Source organism: Kibdelosporangium phytohabitans, from assembly GCF_001302585.1.
GTDB classification, from domain to species: Bacteria; Actinomycetota; Actinomycetes; order Mycobacteriales; family Pseudonocardiaceae; genus Kibdelosporangium; species Kibdelosporangium phytohabitans.
In genome coordinates, this window is record NZ_CP012752.1 from 8,745,781 (window position 1) to 8,769,158 (window position 23,378).

General features: G+C 69.1%; 18 protein-coding genes. 10 read left to right on the forward strand and 8 right to left on the reverse strand.

Annotation, left to right across the window (positions count from 1 at the left end; translation table 11 throughout):
* Positions 1-202 precede the first annotated feature (202 nt).
* Entirely contained in the window at positions 203-1,087 is an 885-nt protein-coding gene (locus tag AOZ06_RS39295) for a serine hydrolase (RefSeq protein ID WP_054294010.1), read from the forward strand.
* Between the two features lie 129 nt (positions 1,088-1,216).
* Here the strand turns inward: AOZ06_RS39295 and AOZ06_RS39300 are convergent, their stop codons facing one another.
* The 3 genes from AOZ06_RS39300 to AOZ06_RS39310 all read right to left on the reverse strand — a co-directional run bounded on the left by AOZ06_RS39300 (position 1,217) and on the right by AOZ06_RS39310 (position 4,771).
* On the reverse strand, positions 1,217-1,885 hold the full coding sequence (locus AOZ06_RS39300) for a hypothetical protein (protein WP_054294011.1): 669 nt from the start codon (positions 1,883-1,885) through the stop codon (positions 1,217-1,219).
* 193 nt (positions 1,886-2,078) lie between these two features.
* On the reverse strand, positions 2,079-2,876 hold the full coding sequence (locus tag AOZ06_RS39305; RefSeq protein ID WP_054294012.1) for a caspase family protein: 798 nt from the start codon (positions 2,874-2,876) through the stop codon (positions 2,079-2,081).
* Positions 2,876-4,771, reverse strand: a complete 1,896-nt coding sequence (locus AOZ06_RS39310; protein ID WP_157233497.1) for a serine/threonine-protein kinase — start codon at positions 4,769-4,771, stop codon at positions 2,876-2,878. Before AOZ06_RS39310 ends, AOZ06_RS39305 begins: the two co-directional genes overlap by 1 nt.
* 122 nt (positions 4,772-4,893) lie before the next feature.
* Between AOZ06_RS39310 and AOZ06_RS39315 the strand changes: the two genes are divergently transcribed.
* The 4 genes from AOZ06_RS39315 (at position 4,894) to AOZ06_RS39330 (ending at position 10,004) form a co-directional block, all read left to right on the forward strand.
* On the forward strand, positions 4,894-5,259 hold the full coding sequence (locus tag AOZ06_RS39315; protein ID WP_236951888.1) for a LytR/AlgR family response regulator transcription factor: 366 nt from the start codon (positions 4,894-4,896) through the stop codon (positions 5,257-5,259).
* A complete protein-coding gene (locus tag AOZ06_RS39320) occupies positions 5,247-6,938 on the forward strand; it encodes an ATP-binding protein (RefSeq protein ID WP_054294014.1) in 1,692 nt (563 codons plus the stop codon). The genes AOZ06_RS39315 and AOZ06_RS39320 overlap by 13 nt, the downstream gene beginning before the upstream one ends.
* The gene (locus AOZ06_RS39325; protein ID WP_054294015.1) at positions 6,929-7,576 is read left to right on the forward strand and encodes a response regulator transcription factor; all 648 of its coding nucleotides are present in this window, start codon (positions 6,929-6,931) and stop codon (positions 7,574-7,576) included. Before AOZ06_RS39320 ends, AOZ06_RS39325 begins: the two co-directional genes overlap by 10 nt.
* Before the next feature lie 325 nt (positions 7,577-7,901).
* Positions 7,902-10,004 carry a catalase gene (locus AOZ06_RS39330; RefSeq protein WP_083472223.1) on the forward strand — a complete coding sequence of 701 codons (2,103 nt, stop codon included), beginning with the start codon at positions 7,902-7,904 and terminating at the stop codon, positions 10,002-10,004.
* A 71-nt stretch (positions 10,005-10,075) separates the two neighbouring features.
* On the opposite strand, the gene AOZ06_RS39335 is transcribed toward AOZ06_RS39330, so the two are convergent.
* Genes AOZ06_RS39335 through AOZ06_RS39345 form a run of 3 tightly spaced genes read right to left on the reverse strand, consistent with a single transcriptional unit; the run spans position 10,076 to position 12,989 of the window.
* Positions 10,076-10,753, reverse strand: coding sequence for a glycosyltransferase family 2 protein (locus AOZ06_RS39335; protein WP_054294016.1), 678 nt, complete (start codon positions 10,751-10,753; stop codon positions 10,076-10,078).
* Positions 10,750-12,027 carry a bifunctional PIG-L family deacetylase/class I SAM-dependent methyltransferase gene (locus AOZ06_RS39340; RefSeq protein ID WP_236951889.1) on the reverse strand — a complete coding sequence of 426 codons (1,278 nt, stop codon included), beginning with the start codon at positions 12,025-12,027 and terminating at the stop codon, positions 10,750-10,752. The genes AOZ06_RS39335 and AOZ06_RS39340 overlap by 4 nt, the downstream gene beginning before the upstream one ends.
* Entirely contained in the window at positions 12,024-12,989 is a 966-nt protein-coding gene (locus AOZ06_RS39345; protein WP_083472225.1) for an acyl-CoA dehydrogenase family protein, read from the reverse strand. Before AOZ06_RS39345 ends, AOZ06_RS39340 begins: the two co-directional genes overlap by 4 nt.
* A 413-nt stretch (positions 12,990-13,402) precedes the next feature.
* Between AOZ06_RS39345 and AOZ06_RS39350 the strand changes: the two genes are divergently transcribed.
* From AOZ06_RS39350 to AOZ06_RS39365, 4 genes are all read left to right on the forward strand, one after another.
* Positions 13,403-14,674 carry a cation:proton antiporter gene (locus AOZ06_RS39350; RefSeq protein ID WP_236951890.1) on the forward strand — a complete coding sequence of 424 codons (1,272 nt, stop codon included), beginning with the start codon at positions 13,403-13,405 and terminating at the stop codon, positions 14,672-14,674.
* Positions 14,675-14,965: 291 nt separating this feature from the next.
* Complete coding sequence (locus AOZ06_RS39355) at positions 14,966-15,754, forward strand: hypothetical protein (RefSeq protein WP_054294017.1); 789 nt, start codon at positions 14,966-14,968, stop codon at positions 15,752-15,754.
* A gap of 580 nt (positions 15,755-16,334) precedes the next feature.
* Positions 16,335-17,075: an ANTAR domain-containing response regulator gene (locus AOZ06_RS39360; RefSeq protein ID WP_054294018.1), complete on the forward strand. Its 741-nt coding sequence runs from the start codon at positions 16,335-16,337 to the stop codon at positions 17,073-17,075.
* 193 nt (positions 17,076-17,268) lie between these two features.
* The gene (locus AOZ06_RS39365; protein ID WP_054294019.1) at positions 17,269-21,147 is read left to right on the forward strand and encodes an NACHT and WD repeat domain-containing protein; all 3,879 of its coding nucleotides are present in this window, start codon (positions 17,269-17,271) and stop codon (positions 21,145-21,147) included.
* A 54-nt stretch (positions 21,148-21,201) separates the two neighbouring features.
* Here AOZ06_RS39365 and AOZ06_RS39370 read toward each other — a convergent pair whose 3' ends face one another.
* Complete coding sequence (locus AOZ06_RS39370; protein ID WP_054294020.1) at positions 21,202-21,588, reverse strand: hypothetical protein; 387 nt, start codon at positions 21,586-21,588, stop codon at positions 21,202-21,204.
* A 98-nt stretch (positions 21,589-21,686) separates the two neighbouring features.
* Here AOZ06_RS39370 and AOZ06_RS39375 point away from each other — a divergent pair, with 98 nt between their 5' ends.
* On the forward strand, positions 21,687-22,361 hold the full coding sequence (locus AOZ06_RS39375) for a response regulator transcription factor (RefSeq protein WP_054294021.1): 675 nt from the start codon (positions 21,687-21,689) through the stop codon (positions 22,359-22,361).
* Between the two features lie 19 nt (positions 22,362-22,380).
* On the opposite strand, the gene AOZ06_RS39380 is transcribed toward AOZ06_RS39375, so the two are convergent.
* Positions 22,381-23,355: a glycine betaine ABC transporter substrate-binding protein gene (locus AOZ06_RS39380; RefSeq protein ID WP_054294022.1), complete on the reverse strand. Its 975-nt coding sequence runs from the start codon at positions 23,353-23,355 to the stop codon at positions 22,381-22,383.
* Positions 23,356-23,378: the final 23 nt, after the last annotated feature.

Sequence of the window (23,378 nt, forward strand, 5' to 3'; positions counted from 1 at the left end):
GGATGTGATCGCCGACGAGCTTGGCTGAGCACCCGGCCACGGTTGCCCAACGCGCACACATCGGCCATTCGGCCGATACACGAGCCCCGTTGCGGCTGGGGTTGTCCACCGGTTGGCCAATATGGACCGGCTCAGGGGACGAGGCCCGCGATTCGCGTTCTGAATAGCTTTCGGATGTTCGTGTTTCCAGCGGAGGTGGGTCGTGCTCAAGCAGGTCGGGCAGGTGCAGGTGCTCGTCGGGATCGCCGCGCTCGTCGCCGCCGGAGGTCTCATCGCCGCGATCGCCGTGAACAGCGATTCCGGGAGCGACGACTGGCACGCCGAGTGCGGCTCCGCCCCTGCCGAGGTGGCGGGCAAGCACGCGAACGCCATCGCCGAGGCCAGGAAGGCGTTGCTGAGCAACGGGAACGACCCTCGCCTCGGGATCGAGGTGGTCGACCTCGGCTCGTGCGCGGTGGAGCTGAGCTGGAAGGCCGATCAGGCGCAGCCCACCGCGTCAGTGGTGAAGCTGCTCATCGCGCTCGACCTGATCGACAGGTCCGGGGTGCCCTCGGGCAACGAAGCCAAGGAAGTCCACGACATGCTCGCGGCCAGCGACGACCGCGTCGCCAGCCGGCTGTGGCAACGACAGGGCGGCCCGGCGGTTGTCCAGCGGCAGGCCAGGAAGCTGGGGCTCGAACACACCTCGCCGCCCGCCGACGCCGGCCAGTGGGGTTCCACGCGGATGTCGCCCGATGACGTGATCACGGTCTACCGGCACATCACGGCGAAGCTGGCCGACGAGGGACGCGCTTTGCTCACCGAGGCGATGCACCGCGTTCCGCTCAACGCCGCCGACGGTTTCGACCAGCACTTCGGGATTCCACGTGCGTTCCCCGGCGCGGACTGGGCGGTGAAGCAGGGGTGGGGCAGCTCCGAGGGCCGGCGGGTGCTCAACACGACAGGTCTGGTCCGAACCGCGTCCCGGACCTTCGCCGTCGCGGTGATGGGTTCCTGGAACGACACCATCGACTGGGCCACCGCGACCAAGGCACTCACCACCGCCACCGGCGCGCTGAGAGGCTCCCTTTCCGCCGGCGGCAACTGAATCGATTGCTCGTCAGACGACCTCGAGCGGCTTGCGTGCCCGGCCCGCCGGGGCCGTTCCCGGGCTCGTCCAGCGGTGGCGTCGGGCACTGTCCGTGGGACAGCGCCCGATCCGCACCTCGCTCCCCGGTTACGCGTCGGGAATCTTGCCGAACGCCTTCTCCGCGAGCTTCGCCGCCGCCTCGCACGGGTCCTTGTCCTGCGTCAGCATGCCGACTTCGACCTGCAGACCGGCACCGAGGCTGAAGTCGCCCTTCTCGTCGAGCGCGACGTCGACCGTGCAGGTCCTGTTGTCGCTCGCCAGTTTCCGGAACGCGGAGTTGCCCGAGATCTCGAACGGTTCACCGGTGGTGATGATGTTCTTGTTGGAGGTGCTGTAGTTCACCGTGGCGCCCGCGCTGTCGCCCAACGAGGACCCGGCCAGGCAGGCGTTCCCCTTCGAGCCGACCATCTTCGGCGGGTTGCCCGCCACCCCCACTGCCGCCTCGACGTCGGCGGGAGACAGCAGGGTGGTGCAGTCGATGTTGGTGTACTTCTTGCGCCGTTGCACCTTCAGCTTGCCGTCACCCGCCGTCGAGGTGGGTCGTGCCTCGGTGGGTCCTGTCGAGGTGGGCTCTTCCTGAGTGGATCCCTCCTGGGAGGGTTGTGTCCAAATGGGCGGTTCGCCGTCTTCCGGCGCGGCCTTGGCAGCGGTTTGTTTCCCGGGTGGCGCGGACGCCTCCTCCGGGCCGCAGGCACCGGTGAACGACAGGACGACTACCGCCATGAGGACAAGCAGCGGGTTACGGCTGATCTTCATTGGTACTCGGGCACAGGACTGACAACCTGCGCCCGTCTCCCTTCCCCTACGTGCGGCGAACCGCCGATGACTGAATGATCACCCCAGACGTGGACTCGAACGTTACCTCGCCGGCCGGGCACGCGCCTGCCGATCGGGGAAGTTCCCAGGGTCCGGCGCCCAGCCGGACGGCTGGGCATCAGCCTGCTCGCGGTCACTGCTGCCGTCGGCCGACCCTGCGGGGCCCGAGCCGGACGGGAGTTCTGAAGTCCTTGGTGGCGCCGGATTTCGCGGCGTTGGGGGCGAGCGCGAGCAGGTCGGCTGTGCGCGTCCCGCATCGTTCGGGCTCTGGCAGGCCACGGCTGCGCATCACCTGACGCAGCCGGTGGTACACGTGTCCCAGCGTCACCAGGTCGTCGCCCTCGGGGTCGCCCTGGGCCAGCAACTTGATCAGTTCGCCTGTGAACGCCGTGTGCGCGGCACCGGGTGGCGCCAACGCCGGTTGGTTGCGTGCCGTCGCGGTCAGGGTGTACGTGCCGTCGACGTCCAGTTGCCCGCCGAGTGCCGGACCGCTCATGTGGCCGATGGCGCGACCGGAGTAGCAGCAGTCGAGGATCACCACCCGGTTGCGTGCCTTCGCGCAGGACAAGGTTTCCCTGATCGTGTCGAACGGCAACGCCGTCCACAGCAGACTGGCCACGCGGGTCGACGGCAGCGCCAGCTGGAGCCTGCTCCGGCTGTCGACAAGACCGTGGCCCGCGTAGTAGACCAACAGGAGGTCCTCGGCCGCCGCGGCGGCCTGCTCGACCTTGTCCCCCAACGACTCGAACTCCGCCTCGAGCACGGTGCAGTGCTCGGTGGGCAGTCCCGTGCCGTGGCCGGAGGTCAGGATCGCGGCGAGATCGGCGACGTTGTTGCGAACGGACGGAAGGTCGTGCAGCTCGGGGTCGGCGTACGTGGCCGCGCCGATGAGGACGGCCCGTGACCGCACCGGATCCGGGAGCCTCGCCATCAGCTCTGCGCGAGCCGGTAGGTCCCGGCGAACTCGGGGCTGCCGCTGACCACGACGTTCTGGTTGTCGGCCAGGTCGACCCGCAGCCGCGACCGCCGCGTACGTGCCGTGCCCGGCAGGCAGTCGATGGTGGCATCGACCTTCGTACCGGTCCCGGAGAACCTGCCGGAGCAGATGGGCTGGCTGGACCGCATGATCCCGAAAGCGGACCCCTGGCTGTTGATCAGCAACCAGACGTCCCCCTTCTCCCAGCGCCCGGTCAGGTTCGTCCGCGACGGTGGCGCCGGGGCCGGCGGCATCTCGGCAGGCGGTGTCGCGGCCGTGATCCTCAGGTCGAGATCGAGCCGGTCGACGCGCAGGCTCCGCAGATCCCCGGCGGTCTCCTCGATCGTGGCCTCGACCCGGCCCTGTTCGACGCGGCCGGTGAAGGTGCAGCCGTCCCGCTGGACCTGCTCGGCCTTGCCGAGCACGGTCGAGATCGTCTCGGGCACGGCGAGCACGGTCCGTGCGACCATGTTCGACGTCACCTTCTGGTGCTTCCACTGCCCTGGCGGGGTTCCCGCCACCGGTCCGGTCATCGCCAGGTCGTCGCCGCTCAGCCGGATCTCGCCGACGTACTTCCCCGGTGGTTTCAACACCACCGAAGCGCGGCGCGCGGCCGGGTCGGACGCGCCTTCGGCGTCGATCTCCTTGCCGTAGTGCACAGTGAACCCGTAGCCCTTGGTGTTCAGGAACTTGGCCGAGTCGACGAGAACTGTGTTGCCGGAACGGTCGCCCACCACGGAGTCACACGGCCCGCTGCCGAAGACCTGCGGGATGGCGATACCGGCTCCGCCACCCACGACGACGGTCAACGCGGTGATCACAACGACTTTCGTGATCGACGTCGTGGCGGCAACCGTCGCCGCCGGAGCAGCCACTACGGGGATCGTCGGCGCGGCAGCGGGTATCGCAGCCGCGGGCGCCCCTGCCGGAGCCGACGCGGGCACCGTGGCGGCCGATTGTCCCATCAGGACAGTTGTCGCTGCGCTCACCGTGCCGCCCGCCAGAGCGACCAGGGTCGCGGTGCGGCGGCCCACTCTGCGGACACCGCGACCCGCCAGCAACCCCGGTGGGATCACGCGGTCCGCGGACTCGCCGGCCACCCGCAGTGCCGCCAGTTGGTCCCGGAACTGCTCCGCGGTCGGCCGTAAGGCGGGGTCGGGTGCTGCCGCGGCGCGCAGCAGATCGACCAGGCCACCGTCGACGCCCGGCGTCCCGGTGAGCGGTGTGGTCCGCGCGCCCAGGTCCAAAGGGTTGCTCTCCCACGGAAGAACGCCACCAATCGCGACGAAGAAGGTGAGCGCCAACTGGTAGACGTCACCGGCCGCGCTGGCCACCGCGCGCTGCACGAAAGCGTCCGGCAGGTGCTCGGGAGGCGTGTACGCGTCAGCGGCCGTCGCGACCGTCAAACCCGGGGCCACTGCTCCGAACCCGGCGAGCGCCGCGCCACCGTCCATGACCAGCACAGTCGCGGGCTGCACGGTTCCGTGGAACAAGTCCGCCGCGTGTGCCCGTGCCAGCCCGTCAGCCAACGCCACCGCGTACTCGTGCGCTGTGGCCAACGGCAGGGGTCCTTGATCCTGCAACACGTCCGCCAGCACGTCACCCGTGGACACGACGAGGAACGGCTCGCTGCTCGCAGTGATGTCCGCGGCGTGGACCCGCGCGATGCCCGGGCCTTCGGCAATGCCCGACAAAGCGTTCGCCCACTGCCGAAACGCCGTACGCCCGTCCGGTGCGAGCGGGTGCTTTCCCAGCGTCAGCACGGCCGTACCGTCGTCGCCGACCAGGTACGTCGTCGCGACCGGGTCTTCGTCGAGCTGTTCGACCACCGGGTATCCGGGAATCACCATGACCTCCCCTGGCACGTTCGCCCGCACACCTTGCTCCGAACGGCGCGATGGCGCGTCATGGGAAACCAGGAGATTTCCCGGCCGAAGATCCATTCGACGGCCGCCCGGGGCACGATGAGGCCGTGCGCATCCTCATCGTCGACGACCACGCCGGGTTCCGGCGCGTGGCGCGCCGGCTGCTGGAGGCCCGCGGGCTGGACGTCGTCGGCGAGGCCGGTAACGGCCGCGAGGCGCTAGCGATGACTGAACAGTTGTGTCCGCAAGTCGTGGTACTCGACGTCCTGCTGCCTGACATGGATGGTTTCGTGGTCGCACACGAGTTGGCCGGTTTGCCCGCCCCGCCCCGGGTCGTGCTGATCTCCAGCCTGACCCGCGCCGAACTCGGGACCAGGCTCGACGCGGTCCCGGTCGCCGGGTTCCTCGCCAAGGAGGACCTGTCCGCCGAACGCCTGGCCGAGCTCGCCGGTCCGCCGCCGTGCCCCGGCTGATCCTGGCGGCCGGGCTGGCGCTGGCGGTCTTCGACGGCTGGCTCGCGTACCGCTACGGCGGGTACGGCGTGCTGTTCGACCTCAAGGAGCTCGCCCAGATCGCGGCCTGGCTGGTCGCCGGGTACTTCGCGAGCAGGATCAGGCCCGGCACACCGATGAGCGTGCTGATGGTGACGCTCGGGCTGCTGCTGGCGTCGACCGCGCCCGCGGCGTTCGCGCTGGAGACGGACTCGTCTGCGGTCCACGTCGTGGTGGCCGTCGCCTACGTGCTCACCGCCTTGCAGCTCCCGCTCGGCGCACACGTCTTCCTGGCGTATCCGTCCGGGCACGTGCGCGACCGGGTGGGACGCAACGTGATGTTCGGCGGGTACGTGTTCGCCGCGGTGATGGTCGTGCTCCAGGCCATGGCGGGGCCGGTCCACCGAAGCGGCGGCTGCCGGGACGTCTGCACTCCCCTGCCGCTCGTGCACAGCCCGGTCCTCGCGGGATGGACCGCTCAGCTGGCCGGGCTGGGCTCGGCGGTGCTCACGCTGGTCGGCGCGTCGGTGATCGTGCTGCGAATGGTCAAAGCGAGCAGACGGCACCGGCGAGTGCTGGCGTTTCCCGCTGTGGCAATGGTTCTGACCGCGCTGTTGTTCGCGTTGGTCGGTGTGCTCGGCGCGGCCGGAGTCAGCGACCTGAACCCGACGCTGGCGCTGGCGCAGTTCGCGTCGCTGGTGGCCGTTCCGGCGGCGTTCTTCCTCGGCCTGTTGCGGGAGCGGCTGGACGAGGCCAGGGTGTCTGACCTGATCCGGCAGATCCAGTACATGCCGACCGGTCAGCTCGCCGACGCGGTGTCCAAGGCGCTGAGCGACCCGGGTGTCCAGATCCACGCGGAGATCCCGGACGGCGTCCCAGCGGACCGCCTCACCGTCGTCGGCGACCGCGACGACCCGCTCGGTGTCATCGTGCACGACGCGAGCCTGCGTGCCGAGCCGCAACTGCTGGACGCGATCAGCGCGGCGGTGGGCCTCGCGCTGGAGAACGCCCGGCTGCAGGCCGCGGTCCGCACGCAGCTCGCGCACGTCCGCGCCTCGCGGGCCCGCCTGGTCACCGCGGCCGACGAAGCCCGCCGGAAACTCGAACGCGATCTGCACGACGGCGCCCAGCAGCGGATGCTCTCGGTCGGCCTGATCCTCGGCATGCTGCGGCAGTCGTTGCCCGGCGCAGGCGCCGAGACGGCGGAGCTGCTCGACGAGGTCGAGACCGAGCTGCGGCTGGCCACGCAGGAACTGCGTGAGCTGGCTCGTGGCATCCACCCCGCCGTGCTCACCATGCAGGGTCTGAAAGCCGCTGTCGAACAACTGGTCGTCCGGGTTGCGCTGCGAGCCCGTGTCCGCGTCGACGAGTTGCCCGAGCTCAGCGACGCCGCCACGGCGACCGCGTACTTCGTCGTGAGCGAAGCGGTGGCGAACACGGTGCGGCACGCCGAAGCGAGCGAGATCGACATCCGGATCACGCACGCGGGCCAGCACATCCACGTGCGTGTCGAGGACGACGGCAAAGGCGGCGCGGATTTCGCGGCCGGTTCCGGGTTGACCGGCCTGGCGGACCGTGTCGCGGCGGTCGACGGCGCCCTGCGGCTCGACAGTCCGCTCGGAGTGGGAACGGTCGTGGAAGTGGAGCTGCCGTGCGGGTGATCATCGCCGAGGACTCGTTGTTCGTCAGGGAGGGCCTGGTCCGGCTGCTGACCGCGCTCGGCCACGAGGTCGTCGGCACCGCGCCCCAGGCGGGCCAGGTGCTGCCGTTGGTGGCCAGGCACCAGCCCGACGTGGCCGTCCTGGACGTGAAGCTGCCGCCGACGTTCCGCGACGAAGGCCTCCGGCTGGCCGCGGCGATCCGCACGCGGCACACGAACGTCGCGGCACTGGTGCTCTCCCAGTACGTCGAGCACTCGTACGCCACGAAACTGCTGGACGGGACCACCGCCAAGGTCGGGTATCTGCTGAAGCAGAACGTGCCCAACGCCAAGATGCTCGACGACGTCCTGCACCGGCTCACCGCGGGCGGCACGGCGGTCGACCCCGACGTGGTCGCCGCGTTGCTGCAGCGGCCAGGCCACGAACCGCTGGCGGACCTGACCGGCCGCGAACGGGACGTGCTGGCGCTGATGGCCGAGGGACTGTCCGACCAGGGCATCGCCGACCGGCTGACGGTCGCGGTCAGCACTGTCGTCACGCACACCGGGAAGATCTTCCGCAAGCTCGGCATCGAAAGCCCGGCCAGCAACCGGCGGGTCAGTGCCGTGCTGAAGTACCTCGCCGGTTCGCGGCCCTGAACCGTCGTGACCTCAGCGTCCCGCTCGGCCAGAACGCGCTGCCTCTCCGGACGAAGAAGCACCGGGTGACCGATCCTGGTAAGGACGACCTGTTCGGCGCGAGGCCGTCGTGCAGCGGATCCGAGGACCGCGACCTCCCGGCCGGTGCGCGCTTCCCGCGGACCGATACCCGGTACGAGGCTTCATGGAAGGGCCACGTCCGGCTGGCGGTGACGAAACGGGATCACGGCATTCGGTTTACCCGTCGTCTGCTTGGGAATTCACCCGAGGACGACCTACCGGGCCGGCTCAGCCAACATGCTCCTTCGTCTACTAAGGATTGATCATGGCATCGCGTCGCAAGTCCACCAGCAACGGTTCCGATTCCAGCGCTGAGCTGGGCACCGAGATCGTGCCCGGGAACGCGTTGCGGCAGGAAGGCGACTTCCTCACCACGGCCCAGGGCGTGCGCCTGCCGGACACCGACCACTCGCTGAAGGCCGGGGACCGCGGGCCGACCCTGCTCGAGGACTTCCACCTGCGGGAGAAGATCACACACTTCGACCACGAGCGCATCCCGGAAAGGGTGGTCCACGCCCGCGGCGCCGCCGCGCACGGCGTGTTCGAGTCCTACGGCACCGCCAAAAAGGTGACAAAGGCTCAGTTCCTGACGAAGAAGGGGCAGCAAACCCAGGTTTTCGTCCGGTTCTCCACGGTCCTGGGTTCGCGCGGTTCGGCTGACACCGTCCGCGACACCCGCGGCTTCGCGGTGAAGTTCTACACCGACGAAGGCACGTTCGACCTGGTCGGCAACAACATCCCGGTGTTCTTCATCCAGGACGGGATCAAGTTCCCCGACATCATCCACGCGGGCAAACCGCACCCCGACCGGGAGATCCCGCAGGCCCAGTCCGCACACGACACGTTCTGGGACTTCGTCTCACTGCACACCGAGGCCACCCACCACGTGATGTGGAACATGAGCGACCGCGGCATCCCCCGCTCATACCGGACGATGGAAGGCTTCGGCGTCCACACCTTCCGCCTGGTCAACGACTCCGGCGAGACCGCACTGGTGAAATTCCACTGGAAACCGGTCGCCGGAATCCACTCCCTGGTCTGGGAGGAGGCGCAGATCGCCGCCGGCGTCGACCCGGACTTCCACCGCCGCGACCTCGCCGACAGCATCGACGCCGGGATCTTCCCCGAGTACGAGCTGGGCATCCAGGTCATGCCCGACGACGGAACCGACAGCTTCCACGGGATCGACCTGCTCGACCCCACCAAGATCGTCCCGGAGGAGCTGGCGCCGGTCCAGCTGGTCGGCAAGCTGACCCTGAACCGCAACCCGACCAACTACTTCGCCGAGACCGAACAGGTCGCGTTCCACACCGGCCACCTGGTCCCCGGTATCGAGGTCACCAACGACCCGCTGATGCAGGCGCGGCTGTTCTCCTATCTCGACACCCAGCTGACCAGGCTGGGCGGGCCGAACTTCGCCCAGTTGCCGATCAACCGGCCGCGGTGCCCCGTCAACGACATGTTCCGTGACGGCATGCACCAGCACGCGGTCCACCCAGGACTGGCGCCCTACCGTCCCAACAGCATCGACGGCGACCTGCCCCGCCCGGCATCCGCCGGACAAGGCGGCTACGTGCAGGTGCCCAGGGCGATCGAAGGCCCCGCGGTACGCGCGAACCCGGCCTCGTTCGACGACCACTTCTCCCAGGCCACCATGTTCTACCGCAGCCTCACCCCGATCGAGCAGGTCCACATCATCGAGGCGTTCACGTTCGAACTGGGCAAATGCTACGAACAGGCCATCAAGGAACGCGAACTCATCGTCCTGTCCAAGGTGGACACCGACCTGTGCGAACAGGTCGCCGCCGGGCTGGGCCTGCCCGCACCGGCCGGTGAACCGGCGAACGACGTCACGACCTCGCCCGCACTGTCCCAGGTCGTCACCGAACCCGGACCGATCGCGGGCCGCAAGATCGGTGTGTTCGCCGGCGCCGGTGCGGACTTGGCCGGAATCGCCGCCCTGCGTGCCGAGGCGGCGGAACTCGGCGCGGTCGTGCAGGTCATCGCTCCTGTCGGCGGTGTCCTGGGTCGAGGTCGTACCAAGCAGATCGTGGAGCGGACACTGCTGACCGCCCGCTCGATCGAGTTCGACGCGGTGGTGGTCGCCGGTGGCACGGCACCGACCAACGACATCAAGCTGGTTCTGCTGTTGCAGGAGGCGTTCCGGCACTGCAAGGCCATCGCGGCCTGGGGCACCGGACAGGACATCCTGGAAGACGCCGGAATCAGTCTCGCCACCCCCGGCGTGGTCCTCGGCAAGAAGGTGGACGAGGACTTCACCGCGGCGATGGTCACCGCACTCGGCCTGCACCGCGCGTGGGACCGCGCCGAACTGGTCATGGCCTCGGCCGTCCCGCCCGCCAAGTAGCGCTTCGCCCGGTTGGTGAGGCCGCCCCGATGGTGGGGCGGCCTCACCCGCACCTCAGACAGTTCCGGCTGTCAGGCTGACTGCTGAGCCTGGAGGCCCGCGAGGAGGTCGGCGAGCCCACCGCGTGCTCGTCCTCGGGTCCGGGCGCTCGTCACCACGGGCGCCCGCTCGGTCGCCACGGTCTGATAGCCGGCGAGTTTGACCCGGTCCCACAGATGCTGGTCCTCGCCCGTGGACAGCGGCCCGAAACCGCCGACGGCGAGGTAGACGTCTCCGCGTATGCCCAGATTCGCCCCGTAGACGCGTTCCCGGTTGCCGCGGATCACCTCCCGGTACCTCGCTCGAACCGACCCGTCCAGGTTGTGCCAGTCCTCGATCCGCACATCCCCGGCCACAGCGTGGGCGCCACGCTCCGCGAGCCGCAGATGCGTCACGATCCAGTCCGGCGGTACCACCGAGTCCGCGTCGGTGTTCAGGATCCAGCATTCGTCGGCCGGAGTGGACAAGCTCTGCCGTACACCGATGTCCCGCACAGTGCCGAGCGCGTAACCGTCGACGTTCACGACCACGTCCGTCATCGAGCGCGCGATCGTCCCGGTGTCGTCCTGGCAACGGTCGAGCACCACGCACACTGTCGACGTGACGGAGGCGGGCAACGCTTCCACGGCGGATCGGATGCCGCGCAGGCAGGCGCGAATCGTGGACCGCTCATCACGAGCAGGCACCACCACGGCCACAGTCCGGATCACTGCCGCCTCAACACGTGTAGCAGGAATTCCTCGTCCCGGTGTTCGACCACGGTGGACAGTTCCGGCCGGGCGGCGACGAGTTCGTGCGCCTCCGCGCCGTCGCGAGTGGCCTCCGGCGCCCACGGCCGCCAATGCGCGAGAACGAGATCACCGCCGGACGCCAGGGACGTGATCGCGTTGTCGACGGTCTTGCGCAGGTCCTCATCCGACAGGTAGTAGAGGATCTCGCTGAGCACGACGAGGTCCGCGGTTTCGTCGGGGAAGCCTGCTGGCAGGATGGCCTGCGCCACCGTGACGCCCGGCAGCTGGCGTCGTTGTGTGGCGGTGACCACGTCGGCCACGGCGTCGAACGCGGACACCCGGTCGGCACGTCTCGCCAGCTCCGCTGTGAGCGTGCCTGTGCCGCAGGCGGGTTCGATGGCGTGCCGGTAGTGCTCGCGTGGCAGCGCCGCCAGCAGCGTCTGCCGTTTCCGTCGTTCGTACCAGCTGTCCTCGGTCTGCCAGGGATCTGCTTGTGCGGCGTAGAGTTCGCTGAACCTGGCGATCGGCGCGCTCTGCGCGCGGGATTCCCGGAACAGCACTTCGTGGTCGCGGTCGAAGTGCTCCAGCACATCGGGTGGCAGGATCGGATCGCTGCCGTCCGGGCCCCGTTCCAGCTGGGACACGAACGCCTTGATACCAGCGGACTTGCGTGCCCGCTGCTCGTCGGACAGGGCGCAGGTGAACGCCCGGCGCCACGGGATGTCCGGCGAGTCCTCGGCAGTCCAGTGCCACATCCAAATCGGGTACGACCAGCAGTGCGCGGTCACCGGGGCCGCGGCCAGAACGCACGCGCCGACCGTGCTGTGGTCGGGATGCGGATCGTACGGCCACGGCAAGACACAGCAGTCGGCGTCGGCGAGCAACTCGCGCAGCACCTCGGTCAGATCCTCCGCGTGGCCGGACAGACCGGAGTCGGGCAGGCCCAGCCAATGGATCGCGGCCTGATCAAGGCCCTGCACTCGTAGCGACTCCACCAACTCGGCACGGCGGCGCCGCCCGAGCGCGGCACGGTCCTCCTCTCCCAAGGCGGGAAAGGCTGCTTCGCCGTCGCTGGCCACGACGATGTCGACACGGGCACCTGCGGCATGCAACGCCTGAAGGCACCCGCTCGCACCGAGCGTCTCGTCGTCGGGATGCGCCGCCACCGCGACCACGCGCCGATAGCCGCGTGGATCGAACGCGGGCAGGTGACGCCACCGGTTGTCCCACCGTGCCTCAGCAGCCGTCGTCACGCCAGCACCTCCCGGCCGATCGCCGCGAGGTCCTTCTCGGCGTGGTGCTGGCGCACGTAGACCTGAAGATCCGCGAGTCGCTGCGCGAACCGCCGATCCCGGCACATCGGAGTCGGGCCGGTCACGCGCGGCGCCCGGTCGAGCACGTCCCAGGCCGTCCGCTCGGCCGCGGCACGACACGTCCACGCAAGCAGCTTGTGGTCACCGGCCGGTGCACCATCCACAGCGGACGCCGCGTGAACCAGCAGCGCTTCGGTCGACCGGATCGCCGTGTGCAGCGCGCCGACGTGTGCCGACTGGTGCGGGTCCGGATCGGACAGTCCCGCGACGACATCGTCGAGGACACCGGCCGCGCCGCCGAGCCAGACCGCCGCGACCCCGATCCCGCCCTGCCAGAAGCCCGGGCGCCGCAGGTAGAACCCGGGCGAACCGACCACCATGTCGTCGCTCACCTCGAGGTCGTCCACCACCACGTCCGGGCTGTCGGACGCGTCCATGCCGACCGGTACCCAGGTGCCGGGGACGGACGCCACCCGGTCGTCGGCCAGATCGACGTCGAGGACGACGCTGTGGCCGTCGTCGTCCAGCGCCGCGATCAGAGCCCTGTCCAGGTGACGCGCACCCGAGCAGAAGCGCACAGTGCCGTTCAGCGTCCGGCCCCGCAGTGCTGCCCCGGCGCCGCCCGACCGCGCCGCCCACACGCCGTAGAGGGCCTCTGGTACGGGTTTGCGCCCGGCCTCGGCCAGGATGGCGAGCGCGTCCGCGTGCCCCTCGGCCAACCGCGCCAACGGGAGATCCCGCCGGCCAAGACGCGCGAGCGCCGCCCACCGGGAAATCGTGTCCCCGCCACCAGGCAGTGGCAGCTCCAGGCCGCCTTCGGCGATGATCGCGCGTAGGTGCGTGATCACCGTGTCGACGCTCCGCGGCCAGCGGACACCTGGTGGTGGTTCAACGTCAAGCATGATCGCTGACTACCCGTGGTCCTGGCGGTCCAATCCATCTCGATACGGTGATTCAGGCCATCTCCCGGCTCGCGGCGCCGAGTGCGGGCGACGGCCGGTCGGCTGACTGCTCAACCCACCGGCCGCCTATGGCGGCATTCCCTGTTTGCCGCATGAATACACCCGAATGATCGAACTCCTTGTGGTTCGGGTGGGTGAACCAGCCGGTTCGAGCGCGATCCGGTGGATTCGCACCGCACCGGGTATGCCATGCGCATGACAGTCGAACGCCTGGTCCGGGCACTGGACGAGGATCCCGGGGTGGTGCCGGTGGCCGGTGTCGCGCGCCTCCCCACGGTCCCCTTTGACATCCCGTGTGGACGATCGGCGCCGACCGGGCTCTTCGGCGAGAACAGTGCCCTTCGTCTGGTGCGGTGCTCGCACGGGAGGCCGGTTCACCGTTGCTGATCTACGCCGCCGCGGGCGCGGCCATGCTGGCCGCGGCGCTGTTGCCCCGGCTGCTGGGCAAGGCACCGTTCTCCATGCCGATGGTGTTCCTCGCCGTCGGAGCCGTGTCGTTCGGCACGATCGGCGCGCTTCCCGATCCGGATCCGATCCGTTACGCGACCGTGACGCAGCACCTCACCGAGTTGTGCGTGATCATCTCGCTGATGGGCGCCGGGCTTGCTCTCAACCGGCCGGTCGGGTTGTGCCGGTGGGCGACGACGTGGCGGCTGCTGGCCATCGCCATGCCGGTGTCGATGATCGCGGTGGGCCTGCTCGGCTGGGCGGTGCTCGGCGTGGGGCTCGCGGCGTCGGTCCTGCTCGCCGCGGTGCTGGCGCCGACCGATCCCGTTCTGGCGACCGAGGTCCAGGTGGCGGAGCCTGCCGACGACGAGAACGATGACGACGAGACCAGGCACGCCCTGACCGCCGAGGCGGGCCTCAACGACGGCTTGGCGTTCCCGTTCGTCTACGCCGCTGTGGCCCTGGCCGCAGCTCAGGCAGGGTGGGTGTGGGACTGGTTGGCCGTCGACGTGCTGTGGCGGCTGACGGTGGGGGTGGTGTGCGGCCTGCTGATCGGTTGGCTGCTCGGCAAGTTGTTCTTCTCCGCGCCGTCGACGAAGTTCCGGCTGGCCGAGCACGCTGAGGGGTTCGTCGGGCTCGCGGCGACGTTCCTGACCTTCGGCCTGGCCGAGCTCGCTGAGGGATACGGCTTCGTCGCTGTGTTCGTGTGCGGCTGCACCATCCGCGCGGCGGAGCGGTCCCACGGCTACCACCGTGTGCTACACCAGTACATCGAGCAGACCGAGCGGATGGTGACCGTGTTGATCATCTTCCTGCTCGGTGGCGCCGCCGCGACCGGTCTGCTCGCCGGCATCACCTGGCAGGAGATCCTGGTTGCGGCGGCGGTCCTGCTCGTCGTAAGGCCGCTGGCGGGGCTGGTCGCTTTGGCGGGTCGCGGGACCGGCCCGCGGGAACGAGCCGTGATCTCGTTCTTCGGCGTCCGGGGTGTCGGTTCGCTGTTCTACCTGGCGTACGCGCTCCAGGCGGGGGATTTCGGTGATCCACGCGCTCTCTGGCGGATCGTGGCCGTCGTGGTGATCGGATCCATCGTCCTGCATGGCGTCACGGCGTCGCCGTCGATGCGCATAGTCGACAGAAGCAGGGCCCTACGAAACGGTGACGATCCACCCCCGGACTGAGGGCCTTGCCGGGAACCGGCACTCGTCATCATTCATGACGATTACGAAAGCCCGATGTTCTGTCGCCCGATCAGGTCTGCGTAACTCGTACGGGGGTGGGCGGACACAGCTGTGAGTAACCCTTGTGGACGGGTGTTTCCGCGTGTTTGAAGCCATGAGTGCGGGTGGGCGTGGACACATGCGGAACGCCACGGCAGAACGCAGGTATGCACCCGATGGAGAAACGGTGAAATGGCTATCTTGTGGGAGCGGCCACTTCGAGTCGCGTCACTTCACTTCGAGGAGATTTCGGTGATTTCCGCCCGATCGATAGCGCGAGCCGTCCTGATCGGACTGGTCGCGTTCACAGTGCCGTTCACCGCCGCAACGGCCACTGCCAAGTCCTGGGTCCCGGAGCCGGGCCACAACGACGTGGCAGTGACCAACCACCACGGTGACGACAACGGCACAACGGTGTCGAACATCGCCGCCAGTTCGAACTGGATCGAGATCGCCAACCTCGACGCTGACGACAACGACACCGCCGTCGGCAACAACCATGCCCACTACACCTCGACCGCGGTGGGCAACCACGACGCCGACCACAACGCCACGTCGGTCATGAACACGTTGTCCCACAGCAACTCCACCGCCGTCGCCAACGACGACGCCGACCACAACGCCACCGCGGTGAGCAACAACAACGCGGACGCGAACAACGTCAACGTCAGCAACGCCGACGCGCACGCCAACACCACCGCCGTGACGAATGACGACGCGGACAGCAACGCTGTCGTGGCCAGCAACACCGGCGCCGACCACAACGACACGACCGTCACCAACGACGACGCCGCCTCCACCACCTCGGTCGTCAGCAACCTCGCCAGCGACGACAACGACACGGCGATCACCAACGACAACGCGACCGCCTCCACCACGGTCGTGAGCAACAACGCCAGCAGCGACAACGACATCACGGTGGACAACACCAACACGGCCAACACGACCACCGTCGTCGCGGCCAACGGCAGCCACCACAACGCCACCGTGGTCAGCAACAACGGCCACGGAAACAACACGGTCGTGCACAACCACGGGTAGCACGACCAGCGCCCGCGCACAGGTGAGTCCGGGGTGGCGACAGACCTCGGAGTCACCTGTGCCGGTGCGCAGCTGGTCCAACCCGTCGCAACCCAGACACAGCACAAGGGTTCGCCGCCGCACTGGGCACAGCGGCTGGCAGTATCGGCAATGGACCCAGTGCCCTCACCCGGGCCACACCGCGGTGCGCGTCGCACGACCGCCGCCGTGTTCTCATTGGACAGAAGAAGTTGTCCTGGTTGGAAGCTGCCCCGGCCCGCCAGTACGCCTGAACCGACTGTTCGGGGTGCCGGATGTCGCGACGGCGATGCGGGCGTTAGAGTGCGGGAGCTGAGGTTCCTCGCGCGTTCCGGTCCGACGGTGCGCCGCCTTCGCGGCATACCGACCTTGCGCGAACGGTGAAGGGCCTCGCCGCGGGGAGGGTGCGGCGAGTTCTCTCCTTGTCCAGCAGCGGGCCTGGAAGCACACATCACGTCGGTGCCGGATCATCATCCGGCGTCGAGATGGTGCTCTGCTCGCTGCCCGCTTCCTGCGCGTCTCCTGGTTCTCGTCGTTCCGCGTGACCGACGGGAGACAGGTCATGGACCACACGCGAGACGAGCCGTGGCCGGTGGTGCTCGACGAGGTGACCGGTGCACTGGAGACGTTGACCGCTGCGCTGGACAACATCGACGACTCCGCGGTCCTGCTGCACCAGGTGTGTCAGCAGGTGACCCGGGCAGTGCCCGGCGTCGACGAAGCCACCATCACGCTGCTCACCGACGGTGTGGCCACAACCGCAGCGACGACAAGCGACATCGCGGCCGCACTGGACCGCGACCAGTACGACCGCGGTGACGGGCCCTGCCTGCGGGCCGCGCGTAGCGGCACCGTGGTGCGGGTGTCGATAGCTGATGCCGCCGAGCTGTGGCCGGGGTTCGCGAAGGACTCCGCCGAGGCCGGGTTCGGCAGTTTCCTGTCCGCGCCGCTGGCGGTCAGCGAGGAACACACGGGCGCGGTCAACTGCTACAGCGCCCGCAGCCACGGCTTCGCCGAACTCGACGAGAAACTCCTCGACCTCTACACCACAGCCGCCACCGCGGCCTTGCGCGTCCACAACCGCTACCAGCACGCGCACAACACCGCCGAGCAGCTACGCACAGCGTTGATCAGCCGCGCGGTCATCGATCAGGCGAAAGGCATCCTCATGGCCATGCGCCGGATCTCCGCGGACGAGGCGTTCACCCTGCTCGTCGAGCAGTCCCAGCGGGACAACGTCAAACTGCGCGATTTGGCCGCCCGTTTCATCACCCACGCCACCGGTGTGCCGCCCACGCCGTGACCAGAGGGTCCGGGTCATCTTCTTCACGAAAGATGCGGCCCCAAACCACCTCAGTGGAATTGCGCCAGGAGTCGGAACTGTGGCCAGTGTCCGGGGCTGCGCAGTGCCTGGGATGTGAACTTCCGCATCGGTGGTTATGGTTTGGGTTTCGTGTTGTCACGGCGCGGGATAGCTGAGGTCAGGGGGCTGCTCGGTGGGGGAGCACGAGGTGGACCCGGTCGAGATCGATTCGATCTCGGCGTTCGGGGCGGCGCTGACCCGGTTGAAGGAGCAATCCGGGCGGTCGTTGAGCCAGCTGGCGGGCGCTACCGGTGCCGACGGCGACGGCGGGCACGGGTTGAGCCGGAGCACGGTGAATGGTTATTTCAAGGGCAGGCATCTGCCGCAGCAGGGGGTGGGACGGGAATTCCGGCGGTTGCTGCGTGAACTCGGAGTGTGCGACGAGTCCGGCCTGGAGACGTGGTCGGCGACGGTGGAGCGGCTTCGCCGCCGTTCGCGCACGGGCGGTCGTGCGGTCCGCAATCCGTATCCCGGTCTGCGGTCGTTCGGCACCGCTGACGCCGCGCGTTTCTTCGGCCGGTCCGCGCTGATCGAACGACTCGTCGACGAGGTCACCGACCGGCGCGGAGGTGCGGAGCCGCTGGTCGTGGTGGGCGCGTCCGGCGCGGGCAAGTCGTCGCTGCTGCGAGCGGGCTTGCTGTCGAGGCAGATCGAGGCTGGGTGGCGTTGTGTCACGGTGACGCCGGGCGGGTCACCGGTGGACGCGCTCGCTGCGGGCCTGGCCGATGCTGTCGGTGTCGCGGCGGAGGATCTGCTGGCCATGGTGCGTGCCGGGCACGGTGAGCACGCGGAGATTGTTCAGCGCGACGCCTCGCAGGCCAGACGGTGCCTGATCGTGGTCGACCAGCTGGAAGAGATCTTCGCCGCGGACGTCGACGAGGCTGACCGGCGCACGTTCCTTGCCGCCCTGTGGGCGCTGACCGGGGTGGCTGTCGTGGTGCTGGGGTTGCGCGCCGATTTCTACGACCCCGCCCTGCGGTATCCGGAACTGGCGGTGGCGTTGCAGGACGGGCAGGTCGTGGTCGGCCCGATGACCGGGTCCGAGCTGCGGGCCGCGATCACCGAACCGGCCCGCGCGGTGGGCATGGAAGTCGATGGTGGTCTGGTCGAGTTGCTGCTTCGCGACGTCTCACCGACCGCGTCGGCTGAGACCGACGGCGCGCACGAACCGGGTGCGCTGCCGTTGTTGTCACATACGTTGCAGGTGGTTTTCGACGCGGCCGTCGCTGGCGGCAAGCAGACGCTCGGGGTCGCCGAATACCGTTCGGCGGGAGGTATCCACCACGCGGTCGCAGACACCGCTGAGGCCGTCTACGGCAGCCTCTCCCCGCGCGGGAAACAGGTGGCCCGGCAGATTCTCTTGCGGCTTGCCCACGCGGGAGAGACCACGGTGGACACGCGTCGTCACGCCGACCGCGACGAACTGGCCGGGAACCGGCCTGACGACGAGGCCGAGGAGATCGACGACATCCTCGACACGTTCATCGCGCACCGGCTGCTGACCGCCGATGAGTCGACGGTGCGGATAAGCCACGAGGCGCTGCTGCGGGCCTGGCCACGGTTGCGCGGCTGGCTCGACGACGACCGCACGGGCCGGCAGCTGCACCGGCGGCTGACGCTGGCCGCCCAGGCCTGGCGGGACACCGGCCGCGCGGCGGAGGACCTCTATCGGGGAGGCGCGTTGGTGGCGGGCCTCAGCTACGCCGAGAACCATCGCGACGAACTGAATCCCCTTGAACGCGAGTTCCTTGAAGCCGGGACACGCAAGCGGGATGCCGCGGAGGCGATGCTGCGCCGCCGGGTCCGGCGGCGCTACCAGCTCGTCGCAGCCGCTGTGATCACGGCCGTCGTCGTGGTCAGCACAACGCTCTACGCCTGGCGCACGCAGGACGTGGCCGATCGTGACGCGCGGCTCGCGCTGTCACGTGCCCTGGCGGTCAAAGCAGAGCGGCTGCGCGGCTCCGACCCGGCGATGGCCGCACAGCTCGCGGCCGTCGCCTACCGCCACGCCCCCACCAGCGAGGCACGGTCGGCACTGCTGGACTCGTCGGCGCTGCCCTTCCCGGCCCGGCACCTCGACCAGGGCAGCTCGACCCACGTCGTCGCCGCCACACCTGGGATCCTCGCCACCGGTGCCCACAACGGCACCGTGACCCTGACGCGAGCCGGGCAGGACGCGCCAGCAGGGCCTCCGCTCACGGTGGGCAGCCGCGCCGCGGCGATCACCCTGCGCGGGGACGGGACCCGGCTGGCGGTCGTCGGTGAGAACGGCACCGTCCGCGTGTGGAACACCAGCGACCTCGCCGCCCCCGCCGAGCTGGCGACCTGGGCGGGGCCACGCGGCAACGTGGCGTCGGTAGCGTTCTCACCTGATGGCCGCACGGTCGCGGCGGGCGGTGCCGACGCCAGAATTCATCTCTGGGATCTCACGGACCCCGCCAGGAACACCGTGCTCGCGGGGCCGCAGGACGCGGTGACCAGCGTGGCCTTCGCACCGGACGGGACCACGCTGGCCGCGGGCAGCCGCGATCGCCGGGTCCACCGGTTCACCCTGACCGGGCCGGCCGGGCCGGTGGCCCTGCCGAGCGTCGCCGGGCCGAAGGGCCAGGTCTTCTCGGTGGCCATCTCACCCGACAACCGCGTCCTCGCCGCCGGTACCGGCAGCGACCGCGCCGTCTACCTGTGGGACATCTCCGAGGCCGCGAACCCGAAACCACTCGGCACGCTGACCGGCCCGGCCAGCTGGGTCACCTTCATCGACTTCAGCCCGGCAGGCGACCGGATCATCGGCGGGAGCTCGGATCGCAAGCTCTGGGAATGGGACGTGGCCACTCACGGCGTCCGCCGGACTCTGCCGCACCCCGCCGTGCTCACCACCGCGATCTACGTCGACCAGCACACGGTCGTGACGCTCGCCGAGGACGGCATCACCAGAAGCTGGCCGGTCCCCGGCCCGATCGTGCACGGTTTCGACGACACCGTGTTCTCGGCGAGTTTCCTCGGCCCCCGACGAACCCTTGCCATCGGCCCGGGCAGCCGGGACAACCGGATCCACCTCATCGACGCCACGAACCCCGCCAACCCCGCACGCGTCGGCACCGTCACCCCCGGTATCACCAACCCCGGCAAGCTCGCGGGCCCCACCGCGGCCAACACCGACGGCACCGTCCTGGCCGCCGGCACCGGAAGCGGCGACGTCCACCTGTGGGACACCGGCGAAGCGTCTCGCCCGCAATTGCTCGCGACCGTCAGCGTCGCCCCTGGTGCCACAGTGGCCTGGTTGGAGTTCCGGGCTGACGGCACCGTGCTCGCGGTCGCCACCAAGGACGGGACTGTCACTCTCGTCGACGTCGCCGACCCGCGGCGCCCGGCGAAGCTGGCCGCGAAGACCGAATCCGGCAAGGCCCTCAACGACGTCCGCTTCACCCCCGACGGGAAGCTCCTCGTCACCGGCAGCGACGACGGCAACGCCTACCTCTACGACATCGCCGACGCCGCACGACCGCGGCTGCGGCTGCGGGCCACACTGCCGGTCGGAAACGCCGCGACCTCGATCGCGATCAACCGCAACGGCACGACCCTGGCCGTGGGCGCCGCCGCTGACGACAACGTCCACCTGTGGGATCTCACCGGCGCCGGCCAACCGCGGCCGATCGGAGGCTCGCTGGACGGACCCGTCGCCGACCTCCACCAACTGGCGTTCCACCCCGAACGCGACGAACTCGCCGCCGCCAGCATCGACGGCACGGTCTGGCTGTGGAACCTCACCGATCCACACGCGCCCGAGCACACCGCAACCATCACCGCTTCCGCCGACGCGGCGATGACCCTCGCCTACACCCACGACGGCGCGCAACTCGCCGTCGGGACCCGTGACGGCACCGTGCGGCTGTGGCGGACCGACCTGGACGCCACTCTCCGGTGGCTCTGCACCGCCGCCGGAACCAGCATCACTCCTACCGAGTGGGAACAGTTCCTCCCTGGCACCCCGTACGCCCCACCCTGTGCCTGATCAGCTGTGTTCGTACGGAAGGCCGCAAACGCGTTCCGCCCCTCGGGAGAGTGGTCAGGTCACCAGGACCGACTTGTGTTCGCGCAGAGCGGCCATCAGCGCCGGAATCACCAGGTCGAGAACATCCACTTTGGACACCACGGCCGGGATGAGCAGGATCATGCCGTCGCCGCGATCCTGGACAACGAGTGCGTGCCAGGCGATGTCCGCCGCACCGAACGCGGCACGGACCATCTCGTCGAGCGCCGTGCGGGCGCGTAGCTGGGCCAGGCCGTCCCAGCGGCTCGACCCGGCCATGTCGATGACGACGATCGACCAGTACTCCGGATCCGCCGAGATCCCGGTACGACTTCGATCAGGCCGACGGCCGTTCAGCCGCCGCAGGCCCCTGAGCACCGCAACGGTGGACAGGAGCCGCGAACTCCCCTGCCGCACAACCATTCTCCACCTCCGTCTACACCGTCCGTGCCGTTACCCGAGTGAGGCTCGGGATGTTACGGGCAGCTCGGAACGCGGAGAATTCCCCGTCCGGGCCCACAATGGCTGAGCAGCTGCGAGTGGTGATCGCCGAGGACAACTACCTGGTGCGAGAAGGAACACGGAGACTGCTGGCGGATTCCGGCCTCGTGGACGTACTCGCCGCGGTCGGCACCGCCGACGAACTGCGCGACGCCGTACGCAGACTCCGCCCGGACGCAGTGCTGACCGTCATCCGTATGCCACCAAGCCACCACATGGAAGGCATCGACGCCGCCCACGCCATCCGGGCCGACCACCCCGGCACGGGCGTCGCTGTGCTGTCCCAGCACACAGACGCCAGCTACGCGCTCGCACTGTTCCGGGACGGCACAGCCGATCTCGCCTACCTGCTCAAGGACCGCCTCGACAACGTCGAAGACCTCATCCGAGCGCTCCGGGAAGTCGCCCAAGGCGGCTCAGTCGTCGACCCGCTCGTCGTCGAGGCCCTCGTCACCCGGCACACCCGCACCGCCCACTCCCCGCTAGCCACCCTCACCCCACGCGAACTCGACATCCTGCGCGAGATGGCCCAAGGCAAAACCAACGCAGGCATCGAACAAGCCGTGCACCTGTCCGCGTCCACCGTGGAGAAACACGTCAACTCCATCTTCAACGAACTCGAACTCGCCGAGCAGCCCGTGCACCGCCGAGTCGCCGCGGTACTCGCCTTCCTGCGGGAACGTCCTGCCGAGTGAGAGCGCATCGCCTGCCCTGTCAGGAAATGAAGCCCTCGGACTTCATCCACTCGGTGGCGACAGCGGCAGGTTTCACGCCTTCGACGCTGACCTTCTTGTTCAGCCCGGACAGCACCTTGGTGTCGAGCTTCGCCGCGATCGAGTCGAAGACCTGCTCGAGCTGCGGGTGCTGCCTGGCCACTGCGGCACGGATCGTGATGGCGGGGTTGTAGATCGGGAAGAACTTCCGGTCGTCCTCCAGCGGTGTCAGCTTCTGCGCCGGGACCCGGCCGTCGGTCGTGGCGACCTCACCGAAGTTGCAGGTGCCGCCCTTGCCCGCGGTCGGGTAGATGACGGCGTCGTTGAGCAGGTGGATCTGCGCGTCCGGCAGGGTGAAGTCGTATGCCTTCTGCAACCCGGGGAAGCCGTCGTCGCGGCTCTTGAACTCCGGTCCGATGCAGGTGGACGCCGCCGCTGGGTCCCGCTTGGCGAGCGCCGCGTAGTCCGACAGGGTCTTCGTGCCGTACTTCTTCAGCGCGTCCTCGTTGACCGCGATCGCGTAGGTGTCGTTCGCGGGCGAGCGCGCCCACCAGACGATCTCGTTCACCGCATCGCCCTGCTTCACCGCGTCGTACTGCGCCTGCGCGTCCGGGACCGGTTTGGTGTTCTTGAGGTAGGTCACCCAGGCGGTTCCGGTGTACTCCCAGTAGAGATCGACCTCGCCGCTGGTCAGCGCCTGGCGGACGTTGGCGGAACCGGTGATGTTGGTCTTGTCCTCCGGATCGGCACCGGCCGCCCGCAGCGCGACGATGGCGATCTGGCCGAGCAGCAGCTGTTCGTCGAACTCCTTCGAGCTGACCCTGATCTTGGCGCCTGCCAGCGAGTCGATCTTCTTGATCGACCCCGCGCCGACCGCGGTCTTGTCCGGTGCCGTCTCGATCGTGCACCCGGTGGCGACGGTCGCCGCCATGACGAGCGCGAGCGCCGCGGCCATGGTGCGTCGAGTGATGTGCATGTGACACGTCCTCCTGGTGTCGA